This window comes from Pseudooceanicola sp. DL12 (assembly GCF_056270665.1).
Genome location: NZ_CM149884.1, coordinates 2,048,755 through 2,069,004, shown reverse-complemented (window position 1 = coordinate 2,069,004; position 20,250 = coordinate 2,048,755). Strand labels below are relative to the sequence as shown.

At 68.4% G+C, this 20,250-nt stretch carries 17 protein-coding genes; 2 read left to right on the top strand and 15 right to left on the bottom strand.

The features are described from left to right. Window positions 1–4: 4 nt before the first annotated feature. The 3 genes from AC0WR5_RS09690 to AC0WR5_RS09680 are packed head-to-tail and all read right to left on the bottom strand — an operon-like array spanning window position 5 to window position 4,014. Window positions 5–787, bottom strand: coding sequence for a carnitinyl-CoA dehydratase (locus tag AC0WR5_RS09690; RefSeq protein WP_475868626.1), 783 nt, complete (start codon window positions 785–787; stop codon window positions 5–7). Then, window positions 784–2,850 (bottom strand): acetate--CoA ligase family protein, encoded by a 2,067-nt coding sequence (locus tag AC0WR5_RS09685; RefSeq protein ID WP_475868624.1) that lies wholly within the window; start codon window positions 2,848–2,850, stop codon window positions 784–786. Before AC0WR5_RS09685 ends, AC0WR5_RS09690 begins: the two co-directional genes overlap by 4 nt. A 3-nt stretch (window positions 2,851–2,853) precedes the next feature. After that, window positions 2,854–4,014, bottom strand: coding sequence for an acyl-CoA dehydrogenase family protein (locus tag AC0WR5_RS09680; protein WP_475868622.1), 1,161 nt, complete (start codon window positions 4,012–4,014; stop codon window positions 2,854–2,856). Between the two features lie 120 nt (window positions 4,015–4,134). Between AC0WR5_RS09680 and AC0WR5_RS09675 the strand changes: the two genes are divergently transcribed. Further along, window positions 4,135–5,055, top strand: a complete 921-nt coding sequence (locus AC0WR5_RS09675) for a GlxA family transcriptional regulator (RefSeq protein WP_475868620.1) — start codon at window positions 4,135–4,137, stop codon at window positions 5,053–5,055. Here AC0WR5_RS09675 and AC0WR5_RS09670 read toward each other — a convergent pair whose 3' ends face one another. The 3 genes from AC0WR5_RS09670 to AC0WR5_RS09660 form a co-directional block, all read right to left on the bottom strand. Further along, entirely contained in the window at window positions 5,056–5,940 is an 885-nt protein-coding gene (locus tag AC0WR5_RS09670) for a LysR substrate-binding domain-containing protein (RefSeq protein ID WP_475868965.1), read from the bottom strand. It lies immediately after the preceding gene. Between the two features lie 64 nt (window positions 5,941–6,004). Beyond that, window positions 6,005–6,739: a class II aldolase/adducin family protein gene (locus AC0WR5_RS09665; protein ID WP_475868618.1), complete on the bottom strand. Its 735-nt coding sequence runs from the start codon at window positions 6,737–6,739 to the stop codon at window positions 6,005–6,007. Further along, window positions 6,736–7,887 (bottom strand): TauD/TfdA family dioxygenase, encoded by a 1,152-nt coding sequence (locus AC0WR5_RS09660; protein WP_475868616.1) that lies wholly within the window; start codon window positions 7,885–7,887, stop codon window positions 6,736–6,738. The genes AC0WR5_RS09665 and AC0WR5_RS09660 overlap by 4 nt, the downstream gene beginning before the upstream one ends. Before the next feature lie 119 nt (window positions 7,888–8,006). On the opposite strand from AC0WR5_RS09660, the gene AC0WR5_RS09655 reads away from it, so the two are divergent. After that, window positions 8,007–8,942: a LysR substrate-binding domain-containing protein gene (locus AC0WR5_RS09655; protein WP_475868614.1), complete on the top strand. Its 936-nt coding sequence runs from the start codon at window positions 8,007–8,009 to the stop codon at window positions 8,940–8,942. On the opposite strand, the gene AC0WR5_RS09650 is transcribed toward AC0WR5_RS09655, so the two are convergent. The 9 genes from AC0WR5_RS09650 to AC0WR5_RS09610 all read right to left on the bottom strand — a co-directional run bounded on the left by AC0WR5_RS09650 (window position 8,926) and on the right by AC0WR5_RS09610 (window position 20,236). Then, the gene (locus AC0WR5_RS09650; protein WP_475868612.1) at window positions 8,926–10,542 is read right to left on the bottom strand and encodes a GMC family oxidoreductase; all 1,617 of its coding nucleotides are present in this window, start codon (window positions 10,540–10,542) and stop codon (window positions 8,926–8,928) included. The genes AC0WR5_RS09655 and AC0WR5_RS09650 overlap by 17 nt on opposite strands. A 96-nt stretch (window positions 10,543–10,638) precedes the next feature. After that, entirely contained in the window at window positions 10,639–12,066 is a 1,428-nt protein-coding gene (locus tag AC0WR5_RS09645; RefSeq protein ID WP_475868610.1) for an aldehyde dehydrogenase family protein, read from the bottom strand. 85 nt (window positions 12,067–12,151) lie between these two features. Continuing rightward, on the bottom strand, window positions 12,152–13,078 hold the full coding sequence (locus AC0WR5_RS09640; RefSeq protein WP_475868608.1) for a helix-turn-helix domain-containing protein: 927 nt from the start codon (window positions 13,076–13,078) through the stop codon (window positions 12,152–12,154). 183 nt (window positions 13,079–13,261) lie between these two features. Further along, window positions 13,262–14,752, bottom strand: a complete 1,491-nt coding sequence (locus AC0WR5_RS09635; RefSeq protein WP_475868606.1) for a tripartite tricarboxylate transporter permease — start codon at window positions 14,750–14,752, stop codon at window positions 13,262–13,264. 10 nt (window positions 14,753–14,762) lie between these two features. Continuing rightward, window positions 14,763–15,389, bottom strand: coding sequence for a tripartite tricarboxylate transporter TctB family protein (locus AC0WR5_RS09630; protein WP_475868604.1), 627 nt, complete (start codon window positions 15,387–15,389; stop codon window positions 14,763–14,765). After that, complete coding sequence (locus tag AC0WR5_RS09625) at window positions 15,382–16,275, bottom strand: tripartite tricarboxylate transporter substrate binding protein (protein WP_475868963.1); 894 nt, start codon at window positions 16,273–16,275, stop codon at window positions 15,382–15,384. Before AC0WR5_RS09625 ends, AC0WR5_RS09630 begins: the two co-directional genes overlap by 8 nt. A gap of 114 nt (window positions 16,276–16,389) precedes the next feature. Then, complete coding sequence (locus AC0WR5_RS09620; RefSeq protein WP_475868602.1) at window positions 16,390–16,908, bottom strand: hypothetical protein; 519 nt, start codon at window positions 16,906–16,908, stop codon at window positions 16,390–16,392. A 3-nt stretch (window positions 16,909–16,911) separates the two neighbouring features. Further along, window positions 16,912–18,894, bottom strand: a complete 1,983-nt coding sequence (locus AC0WR5_RS09615) for a primary-amine oxidase (protein ID WP_475868600.1) — start codon at window positions 18,892–18,894, stop codon at window positions 16,912–16,914. Between the two features lie 289 nt (window positions 18,895–19,183). Further along, window positions 19,184–20,236, bottom strand: coding sequence for an AraC family transcriptional regulator (locus AC0WR5_RS09610; RefSeq protein WP_475868598.1), 1,053 nt, complete (start codon window positions 20,234–20,236; stop codon window positions 19,184–19,186). Window positions 20,237–20,250 lie beyond the last annotated feature (14 nt).

Below are 20,250 nucleotides of genomic sequence, written 5' to 3'. Positions count from 1 at the left end.
CTGCTTACCGGCCCTTCCAGACCGGATCGCGCTTTTCGGCAAAGGCGCGGGCGCCTTCCTTCTGGTCTTCCGAACGGTAGAGCCGCTCGACCGTCTCGAACTGGCTGCGGGTGATGCGGTTCATGCCGTCCTGGAACTTCATGTTCTCCGCCTCGCGCACGATCTCCTTGATCGCCGCAAAGACGAGCGGCGGACCCGCCGCCAGGTCATCGGCCAGCGCGCGCGCCCGGTCCATCAGCTCGGCCGCCGGCACGATGCGGTTGATCAGGCCCCAGCCCTGCGCCTCGGTCACGTCAAACCACCGCCCCGTCAGCAGCAGCTCCATGGCGATGTGATAGGGAATGCGCTTCGGCAGCTTCAGCGTCGCCGCATCCGCCACCGTGCCCGAACGGATCTCCGGCAGGGCAAAGCTCGCGTGATCGGCGGCCAGGATGATGTCCGCGCTCAACGCCAGCTCCAGCCCGCCGCCGCAGCAGATCCCGTTCACCGCCGCGATCACCGGCTTGTTCAGCCCGCGCAGCTCCTGCAGCCCGCCGAACCCGCCGACGCCGTAATCGGCATCGGGATCCTCGCCATCGGCTGCCGCCTTCAGGTCCCATCCCGGGCAGAAGAACTTCTCGCCCGCCCCGGTCACCAGCGCCACGCGCAGCTCGGGATCGTCGCGGAACTCGGTAAAGACCCGGCCCATTTCCTGGCTCGTGGCCATGTCGATGGCATTGGCCTTGGGCCGGTTCAGGGTCACTTCCAGAACCGCACCGCGGCGCTCGACAATCAGGTTTTCGGTCATCTTGGCTCTCCCATGCGGATCAGCGCATCCGCTGCCACCGCCCCGTCGGGCAGGCACATCAGCGGGTTGATTTCAATTTCCTGCAGGGCCGCCGCATGGCCCCGCACAAAGTCCTGGATGGCCTCGACCGTATCCAGAACCGCTTCGATATCCGCCGCCGGCCGGCCACGATAGCCCGTCAGCAGCGCCCCTGTCTTCAGCGAGGCAAGCGCCTCGCGCAGCGCCTCGCGCTCCGCCGGGATCAACAGCGAGACACTGTCGGCGATCAGCTCGGTCAGCACCCCGCCCAGGCCCAGCGTCAGCACGAAACCATGCGCCGGGTCGCGCGTCACCCCGATCAGAAGCTCGGCCACGCAGCCCGTGATCATCTCCTCGACCAGGAAGCTTTCGCAGGGCATGGCCTCTGCCGCCGACCGCACCTCTTCGGCCGACATCAGCCCGAGCGCAACCGCCCCGGCCTCGGTCTTGTGGGCGATCCCCTCGCCCTTCAGCACGACGGGAAAGCCGATTTCGCCCGCGATGTCCGCCGCGGCCTCCGCACCTGTCGCGCGCGCGGCGCCGGGCACCCGCACGCCGGCCGCCGAGAGCATCGCCTTGGCCTCCGCCTCCGCCAGCACCCGGCCGCTCTCGCCCGGGCCCGAGACCAGAACCGGCGCAGGCCCCGCCGCCCGGTCATCCCGCGTCAGGCGCGCGCGGGCCTGGCCCACGTCCGCGGCCACCCGGATCGCCCGGATCGCCTCGCCCATGCCACAGAGCGGCACGATGCCATCGGCCAGCAACCTCTCGCAAAAGACCTCCGACAGCCCTTCCGCCATCAGCGCAACCACCGCGATCACCTTGCCGGTCCCGGCCCGCACCGCCTTCAGCGCAGAGAGCACCTGCTCATAGTCCGCCGCCTGGAATCTGTCGCTTCGCGGCATGTCCAGCACCACGCAGGTCACCGCCTGGGCACCCAGGGCAAGCGCCCCGAAACACCCCGCGAGCGCATCCTCGTCGCCCCAGATATAAGTGTTGTAATCCAGCGGGTTGGCCAGGGCCACCTTGGGCCCCAGCACAGCCCGCAACGCCGCGCGCTGCTCCGCGCCGAGCGGCGGAAACACCACGCCGCCGCGCTCTCCGATATCGGCCATCAGAGAGGCCTCGCCGCCCGAGCAGGAGGCCGAGGCCACCTCGGCCGAGGGCAGCCCGCCTGTCACGTGCAACAGCTTCAGCGTCTCGATCAGCTCCGAGGCCGTGTCGACCTGCCCGATGCCCAGCCGCGCCAGCAGCGCCCGCCCGCCGGCGTCACTGCCCACCAGCGAGGCGGTATGTGACACGACGGCCTCGCGGGCCTGCTGCGAGCTGCCGACCTTCAGGGCCACGATGGGCTTGCCCAGCTCGGCCGCGCGCCGCGCCAGCCCCTCGAAGGCCGTCAGGTCGGTGATCCCCTCGATATGCAGCCCGAGCGCGGTGATCCGGGGATCCTCCAGCAGCGCAATGCCCAGCTCCGCCATCGAGGTCTGCGCCTGGTTACCCGCGGCCAGAACTGCCGCAAGCGGCAGCCCGCGCTGCTGCATGGTCAGGTTGATCAGCACGTTCGAGGACTGCCCGATGATGCCCACGCCGCGCTCGATCTTGCGCATCCCGTGCCGGTCGGGCCAGAGCGCCACCCCGTCCAGCATGTTGACGATGCCATAGCAATTGGGCCCCAGCACGCGCATCTCGCCCGCGGCCGCAACCAGCTGCGCCTGCAGCTCGGCCCCGTCGGCCAGCTCCGCCGTGGCCTCGCTGAAGCCCGCGGCGAAACAGACCGCCCCGGCGCATCCCATGGCCGAGAGCTCGGCCACGACCTCCACCGTCAGGTGCCGGTTGACACCGATGAAGGCCGCATCGGGGCGGCCCGGCAGCGATGCCAGGTCCGGATAGGCGGGCACGCCGCCAATCTCGCTCTTCTTCGGATGGACGGGCCAGATCGGCCCCTCGAACCCGCTGTCCCGGCACTGCCGGACAACGGCCTCGCACCATGTCCCACCGCCCACCACGGTGATCGCGGCGGGGGTCAGGAACCGCGACAGCGGCGCCATGGATCAGGCTCCCAGCGGCCGGAAGATCTCCCGGCTGATGATGTGTCGCTGGATTTCCGAGGTGCCGTCCCAGATCCGTTCGACCCGGGCATCACGCCAGAAGCGCTCGATGGGCAGCTCGTCCATCAGGCCCATGCCGCCGTGGATCTGCAGCGCCGCATCCGTCACGCGGGCCAGCATTTCCGAGGCATAGACCTTGGCCGAGGCGATCTCGCGGTTCGCGGGCAGCCCCTCGTCCAGCCGCCAGGCCGAGGCCAGCGTCAGGTAATCCGCCGCGTCGATCTCGGTGATCATGTCGGCAATCTGAAAGCTCACGCCCTGGAACTTGGCGATCGGCTGGCCGAACTGGCTGCGCCCGGCGGCATAGTCCACCGCGTGGTCGAAGACCCGCCGCGCCCGGCCCACCGACATCGTCGCCACGGTGATCCGCGTGGCATAGAGCCATTCGTTCATCACCGCGAATCCGCCGTCGACCTCGCCCAGCACCTGCGCATCCGACAGCCGGCAGTTGTCGAAGTAGAGGATGCAGTTCTTGTAGCCCCGGTGCGACACCGAGTTGTAGCCCTTTGCCACCTCGAACCCGGGCGTGCCGCGATCGACCAGGAAGCAGGTGATCCGCTTCTTGGGGCCGCGCGGCGTCTCGTCCACGCCGGTCGCCACGAAGACGATGAAGAAATCCGCGTGATCCGCGCCCGAGATGAAATGCTTGGAGCCGTTCAGCACCCAGTCACCGCCGTCGCGCGTGGCGGTGCATTTCATGCCCCGCACGTCGGACCCGGCATCGGGCTCGGTCATGGCCAGCGCATCCATGCGCTCACCGCGCACGGCCGGCATCAGGTATTTCTCCACCTGTTCGCCCTCGCAGGCCATCAGGATGTTCTGCGGCCGGCCAAAGAAATGCGTCAGCGCCATCGAGCCGCGCCCCAGTTCGCGCTCGACCAGCGCGAAATCCAGGTGCGACAGGCCCGGCCCGCCCACGCTTTCCGGGAAATTCGAGGCATAGAAGCCAAGGTCGATGACCTTCTGCTTGATGTCCTGCGCGATCTCCTCGGGCACTTCGCCCGTCTTCTCCACGATGGCCTCGTGGGGATAGATCTCCTTCTCGACAAAGCTGCGGACGGTGGAGACGATCATCTCCTGTTCTTCGGTCAAACCAAAACGCATTGCGGCCCTCTTGTATGGATGGCCACTTGGTGAAAGAAATCCGGCATTGGGATCATGCAGAGTTGGCCGGAAATCATGCATAGTGGGATAAAATCTACACCGCCCGTGCTGGATGTCAGCGTGCTGCTCTTTCCTGCCTTCTCCAACTACTGCCTGGCCAATGCCGTCGAACCCCTGCGCGCCGTCAACAACCTCTCGGGACGCAGTTGTTATCGCTGGCATTTCCTCAGCCTGACCGGAGAGGACGTGGCCTCCTCCAGCGGCATGACCGTGCGGGTCGAGGGGCGGCTGGAGGACAGCCCCGGCGGCGCCTATCTTTTCGTCATGCCGAGCTATGACGTGCGCACCCACGACACGCCCGCCTGCCGCCAGGCGCTGCGCCGCGCGGCGCGCCGGCACGACCATGTCGCGGGCCTCGACACCGGCAGCTGGCTCCTGGCCAGCGCCGGACTGCTCTCGGGCCGCCGCGCCACCATCCACCGCGAGGAACAGGTGGCGCTCGCCGAAGGCTTTCCCGATGTCGAGGTGCTCTCCGACCGCGTCGTCGACGATGGCGCGCTGCTGACCTGCGGTGGCGCGCTCACCACCTTCGAGCTGACGCTCAACCTGATCGAGCGCCACCAGGGCAGCGTCATGCGCCTCGAGGTGGCCGCGCTCTTTCTCGATGGCGACACCGTGCAGGCCGGCGACGGCGCCCGTCTGCGTCCCGGCCGCACCGCCGAGGCCGCCATGGCGCTGATGCTGAAACAGATCGAGGCACCGGTGCCGGTGGGCCGCATCGCCGAACAGCTCGGCGTCTCGCGCAAGCGGCTGGAACAGCTCTGCCGCGCCCGCTACGGCTTCGGGCCTCAGCGCCTCTACCAGGCCGTCCGCCTGCGCGAGGCCCGGCGCCTGGTCGAGGACACGCGCCTCTCGGTGGCCGAGGTCGCCGTGCGCTGCGGCTATGGCGATGCCAGCGCCATGACCCGCGCCTTCCGCCGCGAGTTCGGCCAGCCGCCCCGCAGCCTGCGCGCCCGCAAGGATCGCGGCCCGGCCGGCTGATCAGCCTTCGCCCGCGTCCTCGCTCACCTCATCGGCCCCGAAGGCACCGCGCAGCCAGTCGTGAAAGGCCATGACCAGCGGATTGGCCAGGTTCGCCTCCGGCGCACAGAGGTAATATCCCGTCTCGGTGTGCAGCGTGGTCCGGAAGGGCTGCATCAGCTGCCCGCGCTCCAGCGCCTGCCGCCAGATCACCGTGTCGCCGACGGCGATGCCCTCGCCCGCCAGAACCGCCGTGTAGACCACGTTCATGTCGGAATAGACGATGCCGCGCCGGGCCATCTCGGGCGGCAGCCCGGCCTGCTCCATCCAGGCCTCCCAGTCGCCGAAATCCCCGATGTGCAGCAGCCGCGCGCCCGCAAGCGCCTCGGGCCGTTCCAGGCCGCCGAGCCGGGCATGAAAGGCCGGGCTGCAGAGCGGCGTGAAGGCCACCGAGACCAGCGGCTCGGCCCACAGATGCGCCCGCGGCTCGTGCCCGAAGGTGATGAAACTGTCGATCTCGGGGTTGCTGGTGTCGGTCAGGTTCCGCGCGCCGACGATCGTGGGCACCACCTCCGGATAGCGCTCCAGGAACGCCCCGATGTTCAGGCAGAGCCAGCCCGAGGCGAAGCCCGGCGGGCAGCTGATCGTCAGCCGGCCCGACAGGTTCTGCTCGGTGACGCAGGCCGGCGCATTGGCGATCAGGCCAAGCGCCTGGCGCACGCTCTCGGCATAGGCCAGGGCGCGGGGGCTGATCGCCGCCCGGTTGCCCGAGCGTTCGACGATCTTGAAGCCCAGGTCGCGCTCCAGCTGGCGCAGCTGATGGCTGACCGCGCTGCGGGTCAGGTTCAGCTCCTCCGCCGCGCGCCAGATCGCGCCCAGCCGGGCCACCGCCTCGATGGCCCGCAGGGCCTGGATCGAAGGAAACCGCCTGATGCCCTGCCCTCCTTCGCCGCGTCGCCGGCCCTTGGCCTCAGCCCTTCAGCTGCGTGCGCAGATAGGCGAAATGCGCATCCGCCATGCCGGCATAGGCGCGCCAGCCGTCGGCGGTGTTCTGCGCCACCGCGTCCGAGAGCACCGCCAGCGGTTCCCCGGTCGAGCGTGCCAGGATCAGCGTCTGCGCCGCCTTCTCGAAGAAGTAGAGATCCTCGAAAGCCGCCGCCACCGTGTCGCCCACGATGGTCACGCCGTGGTTGCCCATCACCAGCACGCTCTTGTCGCCCATGGCATCGGCCAGCCGCTCGCCCTCTTCCGCCGCATCCGCGATGCCGCCGAACTCCAGGTCATAGGCCGTCCGGCCGTGAAACCGCGCGGTGTTGTTGTCGATCGGCACCACGGTCGGATCCTTCAGGCAGGCCAGTGCCGTGGCATAGGGCGAATGGCAATGCAGCACCACCCGCGCCGAGGGCAGCTTGCGGTGGATCGTGCCATGCACGCACCAGGCCGAGGCATCGGGGGCCCCGGGCCCCTCCAGCGCGCTCTCGTCGCCGCTGTCCAGCAGCAGCAGGTCGTCGGGGCGGATCGTCGCGAAATGCCGCCACTTCGGGTTCAGCAGGAACTGCCGCCCGTCGTCCGAGGCCGCGGCGCTGAAGTGGTTGCCCACGGATTCGCTCCAGCCGAGCATGTGGCAGATGCGGAAGGCATCCGAGAGATCCTGCCGCAGCACGGCAAGATCCTCGGCCTGTCCGGGAGAGACCATCTCGTTCATGCCTTGAACCGCCCCTCGCTGACCAGCGAGCGATAGGTCGAGCGCATCTCGGCCCGGTCCACGTAGGTGCCGCGCAGCATCCGCTCGCCCGAGGTCGCCTCGTAGGCGGCGCGGCCATGCACGATGCGGTGGTTGTCGAAGACCATGCATTCGCCGGCCTTCATCAGGAAGCGCATCATGTACTTCTCCTCCTGCAGCATCCGGCCGAACCGGCAGAAGGCGGGATAGTAATCGTCCAGCAGCGCCTGGTCGAGATCGAGGATATCCAGCATGTGCTGGCTGATCGTCAGCCCCGAAACCTCGCCGCGCGCATCCAGCTCGATCACCGTCTGGCGCGAGCGCATGTCATAGGTGTCATGCTCGCAGTAGAAGGGAATCGGCACCTCCGACAGCAGGCGGAAGCCCTCCGGGTCGCGGTGGCGGAAATCATTGGCCACGGCCACGCCGTCGGCATAGAGGCTCTCGCCGCCCTGCACGCTGTTGGCCCGGCAGTGCAGGAACTGAACGCCCGGGGCGTGCTCCTCGGCCGGGGTGTCGGTGTGCAGCTCCAGCGCGGCCGAGGTATAGGCCGTGTTGGTGGGCTTGATGTGGGTATAGACGTCGAAGTAGTCGCCGAAGAACGTGGGGCGGATCTTGCCCATCAGCTCGGCGGTCTCGGTCAGCCCGGCGTCGCTGTTGGGCATGTCGGTGACGATGGCAAAGCCCTCGACGATCAGCGCCTCGATCCACTTCGCCCGCACCGCGTCGCTGGCCAGCAGCTCGGGCTGCGAGAAGCGCGGCACATCGGGGTAATGATCACCGTACCAGGCCACCCGCGGCAGGTCGGCCGGATCGCGGCGCGGCAGGCCGGCGGTATATTGCTCCAGCCAGCTCAGCGGCATCCGCGTCACGTGGTCTTCGCCGTCCCAGGCGATGACCAGGGCATCGCCCTCGACCTCGGCGGAACGCGCCCGCGGCGCCTCTTCCAGGTGAAAGATGTCAAAGCTCCGCTCGCGGGTATCGGCGTTGAAGGAGCTGGGGCAATTGTCGCGCAGCCAGTGGTAGTTGAAGTAATGACTTTGACCGTCAGGCAGGATCACGTCGAGGCCCTTGGCCTTCAGCGTGGCACCGGCAGAGGGATCGGACATCGGGGAGGACATCACATTCATGTTGTTTCTCGACAGTTTCGGGGTGGGTTTCAAATTCTGATGCCCAAAGGCTCCCAGATTCCCCCTTGCGCCGACAGATCGGATCGCGTGAAGATAAGATAACCCATGGATTAACTTATATGACCGACCGACTGCCCCCGCTGCGCCTGCTGACCACCTTCGAGGCCTTCTCCCGCCATGGCTCCATGCGGGATGCGGCGGCGCGTCTCAACGTCACCCAGCCCGCCGTCAGCCAGGCGCTCAAGGCGCTCGAGGATCACCTGGGCGCGCCGCTGATCGACCGCAGCACCCGCCCCGCCGGCCTGACCGAGGCCGGAGAGATCCTGGCCCGCGGCGTGCGCGACGGCCTGGGCCAGATCACCGCCGCGATCGAGGACATCCGCACCCTGCACGACCCCGCCGACCGGCAGGTCACCGTCTCCTGCACGCTGGGCATGGCCACCTACTGGCTGATGCCCCGCCTGCCCGGCTTCTACGCGCTGCACCCCGACATCACCGTCAACGTCCAGGCCCCCGCCTCGGATCAGCCCGTGCTGGCCCCCGGGGTCGACATCGCCCTGCGCTACGGCACCGGCGGCTGGCACGAGGGCGTCACGCAGAAGCTCTTCGACGAGCTGGTCTGCCCGGTGGGCGCGCCGGCGCTGATCGAGCGGCTGCTCGCCGAGGGGCGCGGCCTCGACAGCGTGCCGCTGATCCACGTCCGCAGCCCCCGCAACCAGCACTGGGCGGGATGGGAGGATTACTTCCGCCGGCGCGGCATCCCCCGCCTGCGCACCGCCGGGCAGAGCTTCAACAACTACGTGCAGGCGGCACAGGCGGTGCTCGACGGGCGGGGCATCATGCTGGGCTGGAAATCCATCACCGGCCGCGCCGTGCGCGACGGCGCATTGCGGCACTGGCCCGAGGCCACGCTCGATCTCGGCACCGCCTATTACGTGACCGCGGCCGATCACCTCTCGGCGAACGGCCACGCGTTTCTCGACTGGGTGCTGCAGCAGGACACCGAGGGCTGCCCCCCGGCGCACCCGCGACAGGTGATCAGGCCGAGGCCTTGATCATGTCGGCGGCCTTTTCGGCGATCATGATCACCGGCGCATTGGTGTTGCCGGTGGTGACATAGGGCATGATCGAGGCATCGACCACGCGCAGCCCCTTCACCCCGTGCACCTGCAGGCTCTCGTCCACCACCGCCATCTCGTCGCGGCCCATCTTGCAGCTGCCGCACTGGTGGTGATAGCTCATCACCGCCGAACGGGCATAGTCCGCGATCTCCTCGTCGGTCTGTGCCTCCGGCCCCGGATAGATCTCGCGCGCGATCCATTTCGACAGCGCCGGCTGCGCCGCGATCTCGCGGATCATCTTCACGCAGGTCACCAGGGTCTCCACGTCGTAGTCCGTCGCCAGGAAGTTCGGATCGAGCGAGATCGGCGCCTCGGGATCCGCCGCCGTCAGCCGCACCTCCCCGCGCGAGGTGGGCTTTACCCCGCCCGCGTTGAAGGTAAAGGCATTGGCCACGCTGGCGTCCTGCTCGGGCGCGTAATAGGGCGCGAAGAGGCCCAGCGGCTGCATGTCCGGCTCGGCCCGCTCGGGCGAGGACTTGGCGAACAGATGCGTGTGCAGCGGCGTCATCCCCAGGTGCGGCGGCGGCGGCACCTGCTCCGAGGCCTCCCAGGTCACCGGCAGCAGCGTGTGATCATGCAGGTTCTGCCCGACACCGGGCAGCGCATGTTTCACCTCGATGCCCATCTCCTCCAGGTGATCGCGCGGCCCGATCCCCGACAGCATCAGGATGCGCGGGCTCTCGATCGCCCCGCCGCAGACCACGACCTCCTTGGTGGCGGTGACGGTATGCACCTTGCCCGCCTGGGCATAGGTCACCCCGGTCGCCTGTCCGTCGCTCAGCTCCACCCGGTGCACCCGCGCATGGGTGATCAGCGTCAGGTTCGGCCGCTCCAGCGCCGGCTGGAGGAAGGCCACGGCGGTCGACTGCCGCTTGCCGTCGCGGGTGTTCAGGTTGCAGAATCCCACGCCCATCTGGTCGCCGGAATTGCAGTCCAGGTTCAGCGCATGGCCCGCCTGCACCGCGGCCTCGACCATGGCCTTGTTGATCACATGCGGCACCGGGTTCGCGGTGACGTGCAGCGGCCCGCCCTTGGCATGCATCTCCGAGGCATCGCCCGAGTAGTCCTCGGATTTCAGGAAATAGGGCAGTACGTTCTCCCACTCCCAGCCGGGATTGCCGAGCGCCGCCCAGCCGTCGTAATCGGTGGCCGATCCGCGCACGTAGATCATGCCGTTGAGCGAGGAGGACCCGCCCAGCGTCTTGCCGCGCGGCCAGAACAGCTGGCGGTCGTGGGCGTTCTTCTGCGGCACCGTCCAATAGGCCCAGTCATAGGGCGAATTCCACAGCTCGATCACCCGCATCGGGGTCCAGATCATGTCGGTGTCGTCGGGCCCGCCCGCCTCCAGCAGCAGCACCGAGGCCCCCTCCTCGCTCAGCCGGCTGGCCATCACGCAGCCCGCCGAGCCGGCGCCCACCACGATGTAGTCATAGCTTGCGTCGAGGCCGCCCGGCGGGTTCATGCTGGCGCCCGCGGCGCCGCTTTCGGTGGTGATCGTCCCGGAGGCCGGGCTCTTGTGGTCGTCTTGTGTCATTGTCATGTCCCTGTCGGCAGAGGCCGGCCCGCCCTGCGGGCACGGCTTCCCTTTTGTCTGGAAACGTCTGTCTGGAAAGATGAAGAGGGGTCCGCCTCAGGCGATCACCACCTGGATGTCGGTATAGGCGTTCAGGCCCTCCTGGCCGAACTCCACGCCCACGCCCGATTTCTTGCGCCCGCCAAAGGGCGCATCGGGGCGGATCATGCCGTGCTGGTTGATCCAGACGGTGCCGCAGTCCATCCGCGCCGCAACCGCCTTCGCGGCCTCCACGTCCGACGACCAGACAGAGCCGCCAAGCCCCGCCTCGCCGGCATTGGCCTTGGCAATCGCCTCGTCGACCGTGGCATAGCGGATCACCGGAAGCGCCGGGCCGAACTGCTCCTCGTCCACCAGCGCATCGCCGTTGTCGAGCCCCGAGATCAGCGTCAACGGAAAGAACAGCCCCTCGCCCGGCGCGCCGCCGGTGTGTACCTTCCCCTTGGCCGCGGCATCGGCCACCAGCATGGCGACCTTGTCGAACTGCATCCGGTTGGCCACCGGCCCCATCACCGATCCCTCGTCCAGCCCGTCGCCCATGGGAATGTTGCGGATATAGCCCGCCAGCGCCTCGCAGACCGCGTCATGCACGTCCTCGTGCACGTAGAGGCGCTTCATCGCGGCGCAGGTCTGGCCCATGTTGATGAAGGCGCTCCAGAACAGCCCCTCGGCAATCGCCTCCGGATCGACATCGGGCAGCACGATGCCCGCGTCGTTGCCGCCCAGCTCCAGCGTCAGCCGGGTCATGTTGGGCGCGGCGGCCGCCGCCACCTTTGCCCCCGTCGCGGTGGAGCCGGTAAAGACGATCTTGCGGATCTCCGGATGCCCCGCCATCAACGCGCCCAGGTTGTCCTCGCGCTCGTCCGAGCAGACCACGTTGACCACGCCCGCGGGCAGCAGCTCGGCCATCAGCTCGATATAGCGCAGCGTCGAGAGCGGCGTGTAGGGCGAGGGTTTCGCCACCACCGTGTTGCCGGTGCGGATCGCCGGCAGGATGTGCCAGGTGGCGATCATCACCGGCCAGTTCCAGGGCGTGATAGAACCCACCACGCCCAGCGGCTTGCGGTGCAGCTCGACGCGCTCCTTCTCGTTCTCCACCAGCACCTCGACCGGGGTCGAGAGCGTGCCCGTGTAATGGCTCCAGGCGCTCACGCCCCCCATCTCGAAACGCGAGCCGATGCCGCCCAGCGGCTTGCCCTGCTCGCGGGTGATCAGCTCGGCCAGCTCCTCGGCATGGGCCTCCATCTTCTCCGCGATGGCATGGCAGATCGCGGCGCGCTCCGCATCGGGCGTGGCCGCCCAGGCCGGAAAGGCCGCGCTGGCCGCCGCCACCGCCGCCTCCAGGTCCGCCGCGGTGCCCTGCGGGGCCAGGCCCACCACCGCCCCGGTGGCGGGGTTGGTCACCTCAAAGGTCTTCTCGGTCCTCACGGCGGCGCCGTTGATGGTCATGGCAAAGGTCTTGATGTCCGGTTGATCCAGCGACATGTCGCACTCCCTGTTCTGCGTTTTGCAGCAGCTTAGGGGCGCGCAGGCCGGCAGGTCTTGGGCCGAGGCGACGCGGGCTTTGGGCCTAGGCGTCACGCTCCGGATCGGGCGCCACGGCCCCCGGCGCCATGCCGAAGCGGGCGCGGAAGGCATGGTAGAAATGCGACAGGTCGCCGAACCCCTGGTCATAGGCCACGTCCGATACGGTGCGCGGCCCCCGCGCCTCGAGCGCCCGGCGCGCCTGCTCCAGCCGCGTCGACAGGATCCTCTCGCGCGGGCTCTCGCCCAGCGGCGCAAAGGCCCGCTGCAGCCGCCGCGGTGCCACGTCGAGCAGATCGGCCAGCGCGCCCGGGCCGAAATCGGCATCGCGGTAATGCAGGTCGATCAGCACCAGCGCCCGGCCCAGCAGGCTGTCGCCCCGCGGATCGGGCCGGCTCTCGCCCCGCGCCGCGTCCTGCAGCCAGGCCCCCAGCAGCGACAGGAAGGCCTCGGCGATCTCCGGCGGCTGGTCCTGCTGCGCCCGGTAGAGCAGCGCCGTCATCGCCACGGCAAGGCTGTCCTCGCGGCGGATCGACAGGCCGCCGCGCGCGGTCTCGCCGAACCGGCCCAGCACCTGTTCGCGCGGCAGGTGGATCGAGAGCTGGGTCGCAAAGCGCCCGCCGAAATCGAACACCGAGGGCCGGGTGGCATCCGACAGGAACATGTCACCGGGCCGGAGGAGCGTCCGCCGCCCCTCCTGCACCATCACCGCCTCGCCGCTCTTCTGCTGCACCAGCACGAAATGATCGGCATCGTCGCGCCGGATCGCCCGGGCATCGCGCCGCACCTCGCCCGCCATCAGCCCGACCGAGGCGATCTCCAGCCCGCCGCGCCGCGCCAGCCCCGCCTGCGCCGCGAAACCGCCGCGCTTCGGCTCGACGTCATAGGCCCCGCAAATCCCGCGGATCCCGTCACGGAACGCCTCGACATGGGCAAACTGCTGAAGGGCGATACTGTCTTTCATGGCTGGCATGGCAGGCTCCCGGCTTTGGCTCAGCAAAGCATCCCGCGCCGCGGGACCAAAGCGCAGAGTGCCGGGACATTGCGTGAAATTTCACCAATCCCCGGCACTGCGCGTTTTTTGGCCTTGTCTGCCACCGGAATGGGCCACCGGAATGGGCCGCCTGAACGGGCTTCCGGATCGGCCCCCCCGCGCTCAGCTCCCCTCCAGCTTGCGGGTCTCCCGCTCGCGCCAGAGGGTCAGGAAATGCCCCACCACCAGGCAGAGGATCATCACCCCCAGGATCGCCGCCACCGGCCGCTGGAAGAAGTCCTGCAGCACGTGCACCCGCGCCATGGCCGGGCGGAACTTCACCTCCATGATGCCGCCCAGCACCATCCCGAGGATGATCGGCACCGCCGGCAGGTTCTGCCGCTTCAGGATCAGCCCGAACCAGCCGAAGCCCGCCGCAAAGGCGCAGTCGAGCACCGAGTTCCGCAGGCTGTAGACCCCCACGAAGCTCAGCGTCAGGATCATCACGCCCAGGAACCGCGTCGGGATCCGGATGATCCGCATCAGCAGGTTCGAGGACACCAGCATGAAGAGCACCACGATCACGTTCAGCAGGATCATCGCCGCGTAGAGCGCATAGACGAAATCGATCTGCCCCTGGAAGAGCTGCGGCCCCGGGATCACGTTGTGCACGTAGAAGACCGAGAGCATCATCGCCGTCAGGGCCTCGCCCGGAATGCCGAGGGCCAGCAGCGGGATCATCGCCGCCGCCGGCACCGCGTTGTTGGCGCTCTCCGAGGCGACGAGGCCCTCCTCGCTGCCCTTGCCGAAGGCCTCGGGCGTCTTCGAGCTCTTCTGCGCATAGGTATAGCTCAGGAACTGCGCGGTAAATTCGCCCACGCCGGGGATCATCCCCATCAGCACGCCGAATCCCGTGCCCACGGTGGCCACCCGCTTGTGGCGCAGCACCCGGGTCATCGCGCGGCCCATGGAGCCGGTGATCGGGTCGGTATGGGGCGCGCTCTCCGGATCCGACAGCAGCAGAAAGGCCTGGCTCAGCGCGAAGAGGCCCAGCACGACCACGATCAGGTCGAAGCCGGAGGCCAGCCATTCCTGCCCGAAGGTATAGCGCTGGGTATATTTCAGCGGCTCGAGGCCGATGGTGCCGATGAACATGCCCAGGCCCGCCAGCATCCCCGCGGCCAGCGTCTGGCCCCGGTGCGCGATCACCACCAGCACCAGGCCCATCAGCGCCGCCAGGAAGATCTCCTTCGAGCCGAACATCGGCGCGATCTTCGCCAGCACCGGCGACAGCAGGATCAGCGCGATGATCGACAGGATGCCGCTGAAGAAGGAAGCGCCATAGGCCAGCCCGAGCGCCTTCAGCGGCTCGCCCCGTTGCGTCATCGGATAGCCGTCATAGGTGGTCAGCGCATTCACCGCGGTGCCCGGCGTGTTGACCAGGATCGCGGGCAGCGAGCCGCCGAACATCGACGATCCGTAGATGCCCAGCAGCATCACCAGCCCCACCAGCGGCGGCAGCGCAAAGGTCGCCGGCAGCAGGATCGCGATGGCCACCGCCGGGCCCACGCCCGGGATGGCCCCGATGATCACCCCGCCGACAGAGCCGATCAGCAGCGCCAGGATCACATCGAAATGCATCAGCATCCCGATACCGGAAATCAGCATATCCATATGATGTGCCTCAGAAATTCGTCATCATGAAAGATCGGAAACCGCCGGCCGGCAGCAGGTCGTAGACCTCGCCCGCGGGGATGTTCACCCCAAGGACGGTCTTGAACAGCACCACCACCAGAACCCCGAAGAGCGCGGCGATGCCCATCCATGCGCCACTGCGATAGCCCATGCGAAAGCTCAGCCCGCAGCTGAAGGCCACCGTGGCGATCAGGTAGCCGATCACCGGCACCAGCCAGACATAGACCAGGAACCAGAGCAGGAATTCCACCGGCCGCAGCCAGCTGATCAGCTCCGCCTTCACCCCCGGCTTGTGCTCCGAGACCAGCGCCCCCAGCAGGTGCAGCCCCGAGAAGATCACCATCACCAGGATCGCGATGCCGGGCCAGAACGCCGGCTGCACGTAGATCTTCGTCCGCGGCACCCAGGTGGTCTGGCTCGGCAGCAGCGCCAGCAGCAGCAGCGAGACGGCAAAGAAACCGGCGGCAAAGACGAGCTCTCCCGGCCGGCTCTCGCGCGCGAACATCTCCTGCATGGTCCTGGTGCGCACCATGCGGCGAAACCGCGTGCCCATGCGTTGCCCCGGGCGCGGAGGAATATCCTCGCCCGGGATGCCGCGGGTCGGCTGATCACTCATCGAGCAGCCCGCTGATGGCGCCGCGCGCGGTCTTGTCGGCCTCGATCTGCGCCTCGGATTCCGCCGCGTCCTGCCAGTAGATCAGCGCGCCTGTCTGCGCCGCCAGCTCCTTGGCCGCATCCGAGGCCATCACCTTCTCGGCCACGGCGGCGATCTTGTCGCGCGCCTCCTGCGGCACGCCTTCCTTCACGAAGAGACCGTTCCACAGCGCCAGGTCCAGCTCCGGCAGCACCTCGCCCACGGTGGGCGTGTCGGGGGTGATCGGGATGCGCTCCGAGCCGATCGAGGCCAGCACCTTCACATCGCCCAGGCAGGGAAAGATCTGCTGCAGCGTGGTGTTCATCACGTCCACGTCGCCCGAGGCCAGGGTGTTGCAGTCGAGCGCATCGAAGGCGGATTCATACGCGAAATCAAACCCTTCGGCCTTGGCCACGGCAAAGGTGATCTGCGTCGGCGTCAGCATGGCGCCGAAATGGCCCAGGGTCACCTCGTTCTCCTTGGCGTAATCGGCCAGCTCTTCCAGCGTCGAATAGGGCGCGTCGCCCGCCGCCGCGATGACAAAGGGATAGGTCACGAAGACGCCGATCGGCTCGAAGGGGTTCGGGCTCAGCGCCGGGATGCCGATCTCGGGGCCAGAGAGCGGCACGTCCGAGACGAAGGAGCCGATGGTGTAGCCGTCGGCCTCGGCATTGGCCACGTCGACCGCCCCCGGGAAGGGGCCGCCACCGCCGCCGGGCTTGTTCACCACGGCCGCCGCCACGCCGTATTCCTTCTGGAACTCGTCCGCGATCATCCGCGTCAGGATGTCTTCCAGGTCGCCGGGCGGGAACGGCACGATGAATTCCACCGGTTTCTCGGGGTATTCGGCCAGCGCCGCCACCGGCATGGCAACCGGCAGGGTCACCAGGGCACTCGTCAGGGCAAGTTTCGCAAATCCGTTCACTCTCATCTCCTGTTGGTGTGTTTTGTTATATTTTGTCAATTTGTTACGGGTCGTACTTCAGGTGGTTCCCGCGGCCATGCCAAGGGTCGCGAGCGACATCGGCACGATCTCCATCAGGGCAGCGGCCCGGCCCCGGCGCGCCGCGCGCAGGCCCGTGCCCAGGCTCAGCGCCGCATAGGCCGCAAGCCCCGCCAGCGTCAGCACCAGATAGGCCATGGCGGCGCGCGACATCGGGATCAGCGTCACGCCCCCGGGCGAGACCAGCGGCAGCGCAGAGCCGCCGCAGAACCCCGCGCCGTTCAGCACGAAGAGCGCGCCCAGCACCGCCACCATCGCCAGGTGCGAGGCCGCGCGATGGCCCGAGAGCGCGCCGCCCCGGGACAGCGACAGCGCCGCCAGCCCGATCAGCACCGCGCCGCCCGCGATCAGCGCCGCCGCGCCCCCGGTCATGGCCAGCGCCATGGCACCGAGCGCCGCCAGCGCCTCTCCCCTGGTGCGCCAGCCGCAGGCCGAGAGCAGGCAGGCCAATGTGCCCGCCCCCGCCAGTGCCAGCAGCCCCAGGTGATAGGCGCTCATGGCTCAGCTCTCCGCGCCGCAGCAGCCCGAGGCGGCCCGGGTCTTGTTGGAATGGCAGCATTCCTTGCCGTTCGGGTCCGCCGGCACGTCCAGCGTCGGGTTGCGGTCAAAGAAGTTCTCGGGCCGCAGCTTGAAGCCGGCGTAATCCACCGGCATCACCGGCCAGTCCTCGCTGCGCGGAAAATGCGTCAGCCCGAAGGTATGCCAGACCACGATGTCCTCGCCATCGACGGAACGGTCCCCGGCGGCATAGCTGGGCAGGCCCGCGCCGCCCGGATGCTGGTTCGGCGTATAGCCCGCCGCCCACATCTCGTCGCGGTCGTACTGCGTGACCCAGAGGGACTTCTTGCCGAAGGTCGCACGCCGGCTGATCGAGGCCGCGTCATCGGCCAGCAGCAGCGGCAGCCCCTCCGGCGCCAGGACATAGGCCGTGGGATGGCCCACGAAGTTGGTCTTCTCCGCCGAGGAGATCCGCCAGACGCGGCCGACGTCGTTCTTCGCCACCCGCTGCGCCTCGCTCTCGCTCTTCAGCCGGGTGATCGTGCGGGTAAAGGCATTGCCCATCGGGTTGCCCTCGCCCATCGGCACGCGGGCCACGTCGATCTCGTCGACAAAGTTCTTCTGGCCATCCAGCGCGAAATCGAGCCGCGCCGAGAACAGGTGCTGGTGCTGCGGCGCGCCCAGGCGCGGCGCCATTTCCGTGGCCCATTCGTACTCGCCCTCGGGCCGGCCAGAGGTAAATACGATCCCCGTCGCCTTGCACTCCAGCTCGATCTTTCCGTCCAGGTAGAAGTACCAGTAGAAGCCGTAGTCATAGTTGCCCACGGTCACGAAGAAGCTGACAACCAGCCGCCGCTGCCGCCGCACGTCGCTCTTGCCCGAGAACACGCAGCTGTGCTTCCAGAGCGAGCCGAAGTCCTCCTCGTGGATGCAGATGGCGTTCTTGATCTCCACCGGGTTGCAGAAATCGTCCACCACCGTGGCGTCGACATAGTGGATCTCGCCCAGGCAGTCGCAGCCCAGCACCAGCGAATTCGCCAGCCGGCCGAACTGGTACTCGCCCGCGTCGAAATAGTTCTGCCAGTCGTGGGTCGGCTGCGGCTCGCCATAGGGCACTACCATCTCGCTCACCGAGGCGCGGTTCAGGATCGAGCGTTTCTCACCCCGGTCGTTGAAGCTGATGTCGTGCAGGGTCAGCCCCTCGCGGCCGTTGAAGCCCACCCGCACCGACCAGTTCTCCCATTCCAGCACGTTGTCCGTCATGGTGAAGGAGGCGCCCTGCGGCTGGGTGATGTTCAGCGGCTTCATCGTCTCGCGCGGCGCGATCGCCGGATCAAGGTAATCGCCGCTCTCCTCCGGCACATGCATGTAGCCGGTATCGACAAAGCGCAGCACCTCGCGGGCGTTCAGGTCGACATGGCAGACCACCCCCTCGATGGGATGCGCCCAGAGCTCGTGCACCGCGGCCTCGTCCGGCGCGTAAAAGCTCAGAACCCGCAGCATCCGCCGGCCCTTCTCCTGCTCGTCGTCGAACATCCCCGCCGAGAGCGGGCAGCAGAAGACCTTGTCGAGATCGGTGATCCCGCGCCTGGCCAGCGCCTCGACGAACCGCGGATCGGCCTTGCTGATCTCCTCTGCGGCCACGTAATCCTCGTCGAGCACCGGGCCCCAGCCCTCCGTCGCGGTGTCGAGCGCGCGCTGCACCACGATCTCGCCCGCCGGCACGTCCACCACCAGCTCCGTCACCTCGCTGGTGGCCAGGTCACTCACCAGCACGCCGATCTCGCGCGGCACCGCGGCGCCGGGCACGAACCCCGCCAGCACCTCGCGTGCCGGCTCCCGCAGCATCACGTAGGAATAGCGGATCGAGTCCCCGCTATAGCCTGCCGCGTCCAGAACCGCCTTCACCCGCACGACCTCGGCCGGGGTGATCGGGTCCAGCGGATGCGCGACCCCGGGGGTGAATTCCGTCACCGCTTCGTTCATCGTCTCGTCCTCCGAATGATGTCTCGATTGATGTGTTGTCATCAGCTTCAAGAGGCGGATCAGATGCATCTATTGTACTTGGCGCCAAATGTTCGATAATTTGCGCCAAATGGCGGCTCCGATCACGAAACAGCGCCGCCGGGGCCGCGCCGCGCCCGGCCCGGTGCAAATCCTGTTTCCAGGATGCCTGTTTTTTGAATGCGGTTTCGGCCGCCGGTCTGAAAAATGCGGCAGCCCCGGGATACGCCCCCGCAGGGCGGCCCGCATCGGGCGGCGGTGCCCCCGCCCCTCAGCCGCGATTCCCGCCGTCCCCGGCCTTTCCGCCCGCCTTGCTCGGCGCCTGCCCGGTCCAGGTCCGGTAGGCCCGCCAGAAGACGGTGCCGTCGGAATATCCAAGCGCCTGCGCCACCGCCTTCATGCTCAGGTCTGGATCGGTCAGATGGGTCTGCGCCACCCGCTCGCGCTGGGCCCGGGTGATCGCCCGCAGCGATGTCCCCTGCTCGCCCAGCCGCCGCTGCAGCGTCCGGGGCGTCATCCCCAGCTCCGCCGCCACGCTCTCCAGGTCGATGGCCCGCTGGCCCAGGTTGCGGCTCACCACCGCCTCCACCCGCTCGGCAATCGGCTGGCGCGGATCCTGCTTCAGCGCCAGGTCCGCCATGTGCCGCTCGATCACCGCGATCAGCGCGGCATCCTCGGTGCGGTGCGGCGTGTCCAGGCCCTCGCGGTCCAGGATCAGCCGGTTCGCCCCCTGTCCGAACCGCACCGGCGCGCGAAAGATCTTCTGCAGCAGGTCCGGCCGGCGCGAGGTCTCGTGCATGAAATGCACCTCCTCCGGCGCCCAGCGCGGATCGAAGGAGGCCCGCAGCAGCTGCACCACCGAGGACAGCGAGAACTCGCAGTCCTGCGGCCGCCCCACCAGGTTGCGCGCCCCGATCAGATAGGTCAGCTCCATCAGCGCCCCGTCCTCGATCAGCCGCATCTCCGTGGTGCTCTGCAGCCAGGACAGCCCGCGCGCGAACCGCGTCAGCCCGCGGCGGATGGTGGCGCTCTGCATCATCAGCAGCCCCGGCGGGCCCAGGTCGGCGGCATTGGTCCGCTGGCCCAGCCGCGCGCCCAGCACCGGATCCTTGGCCTTCACCGCCGCATCCTCGAAGACCGCCATGTAGGCCTCCAGCGGGATCACCTCGTAGGGGTCGCGCACCGCCTCGGGATCAAGGCCGTTCTTGCGCAGGATATCGGCGATGGCCCCCGGCGTGCCGCCGAAATGCCGCGCGATCGGCGCCAGCGCGGTGGCGCGCAGCGAGGGGCGGTCGGGTCCGAAGGCGTGGGTGGCGGCGGTCATGCCCCGATCTTGCC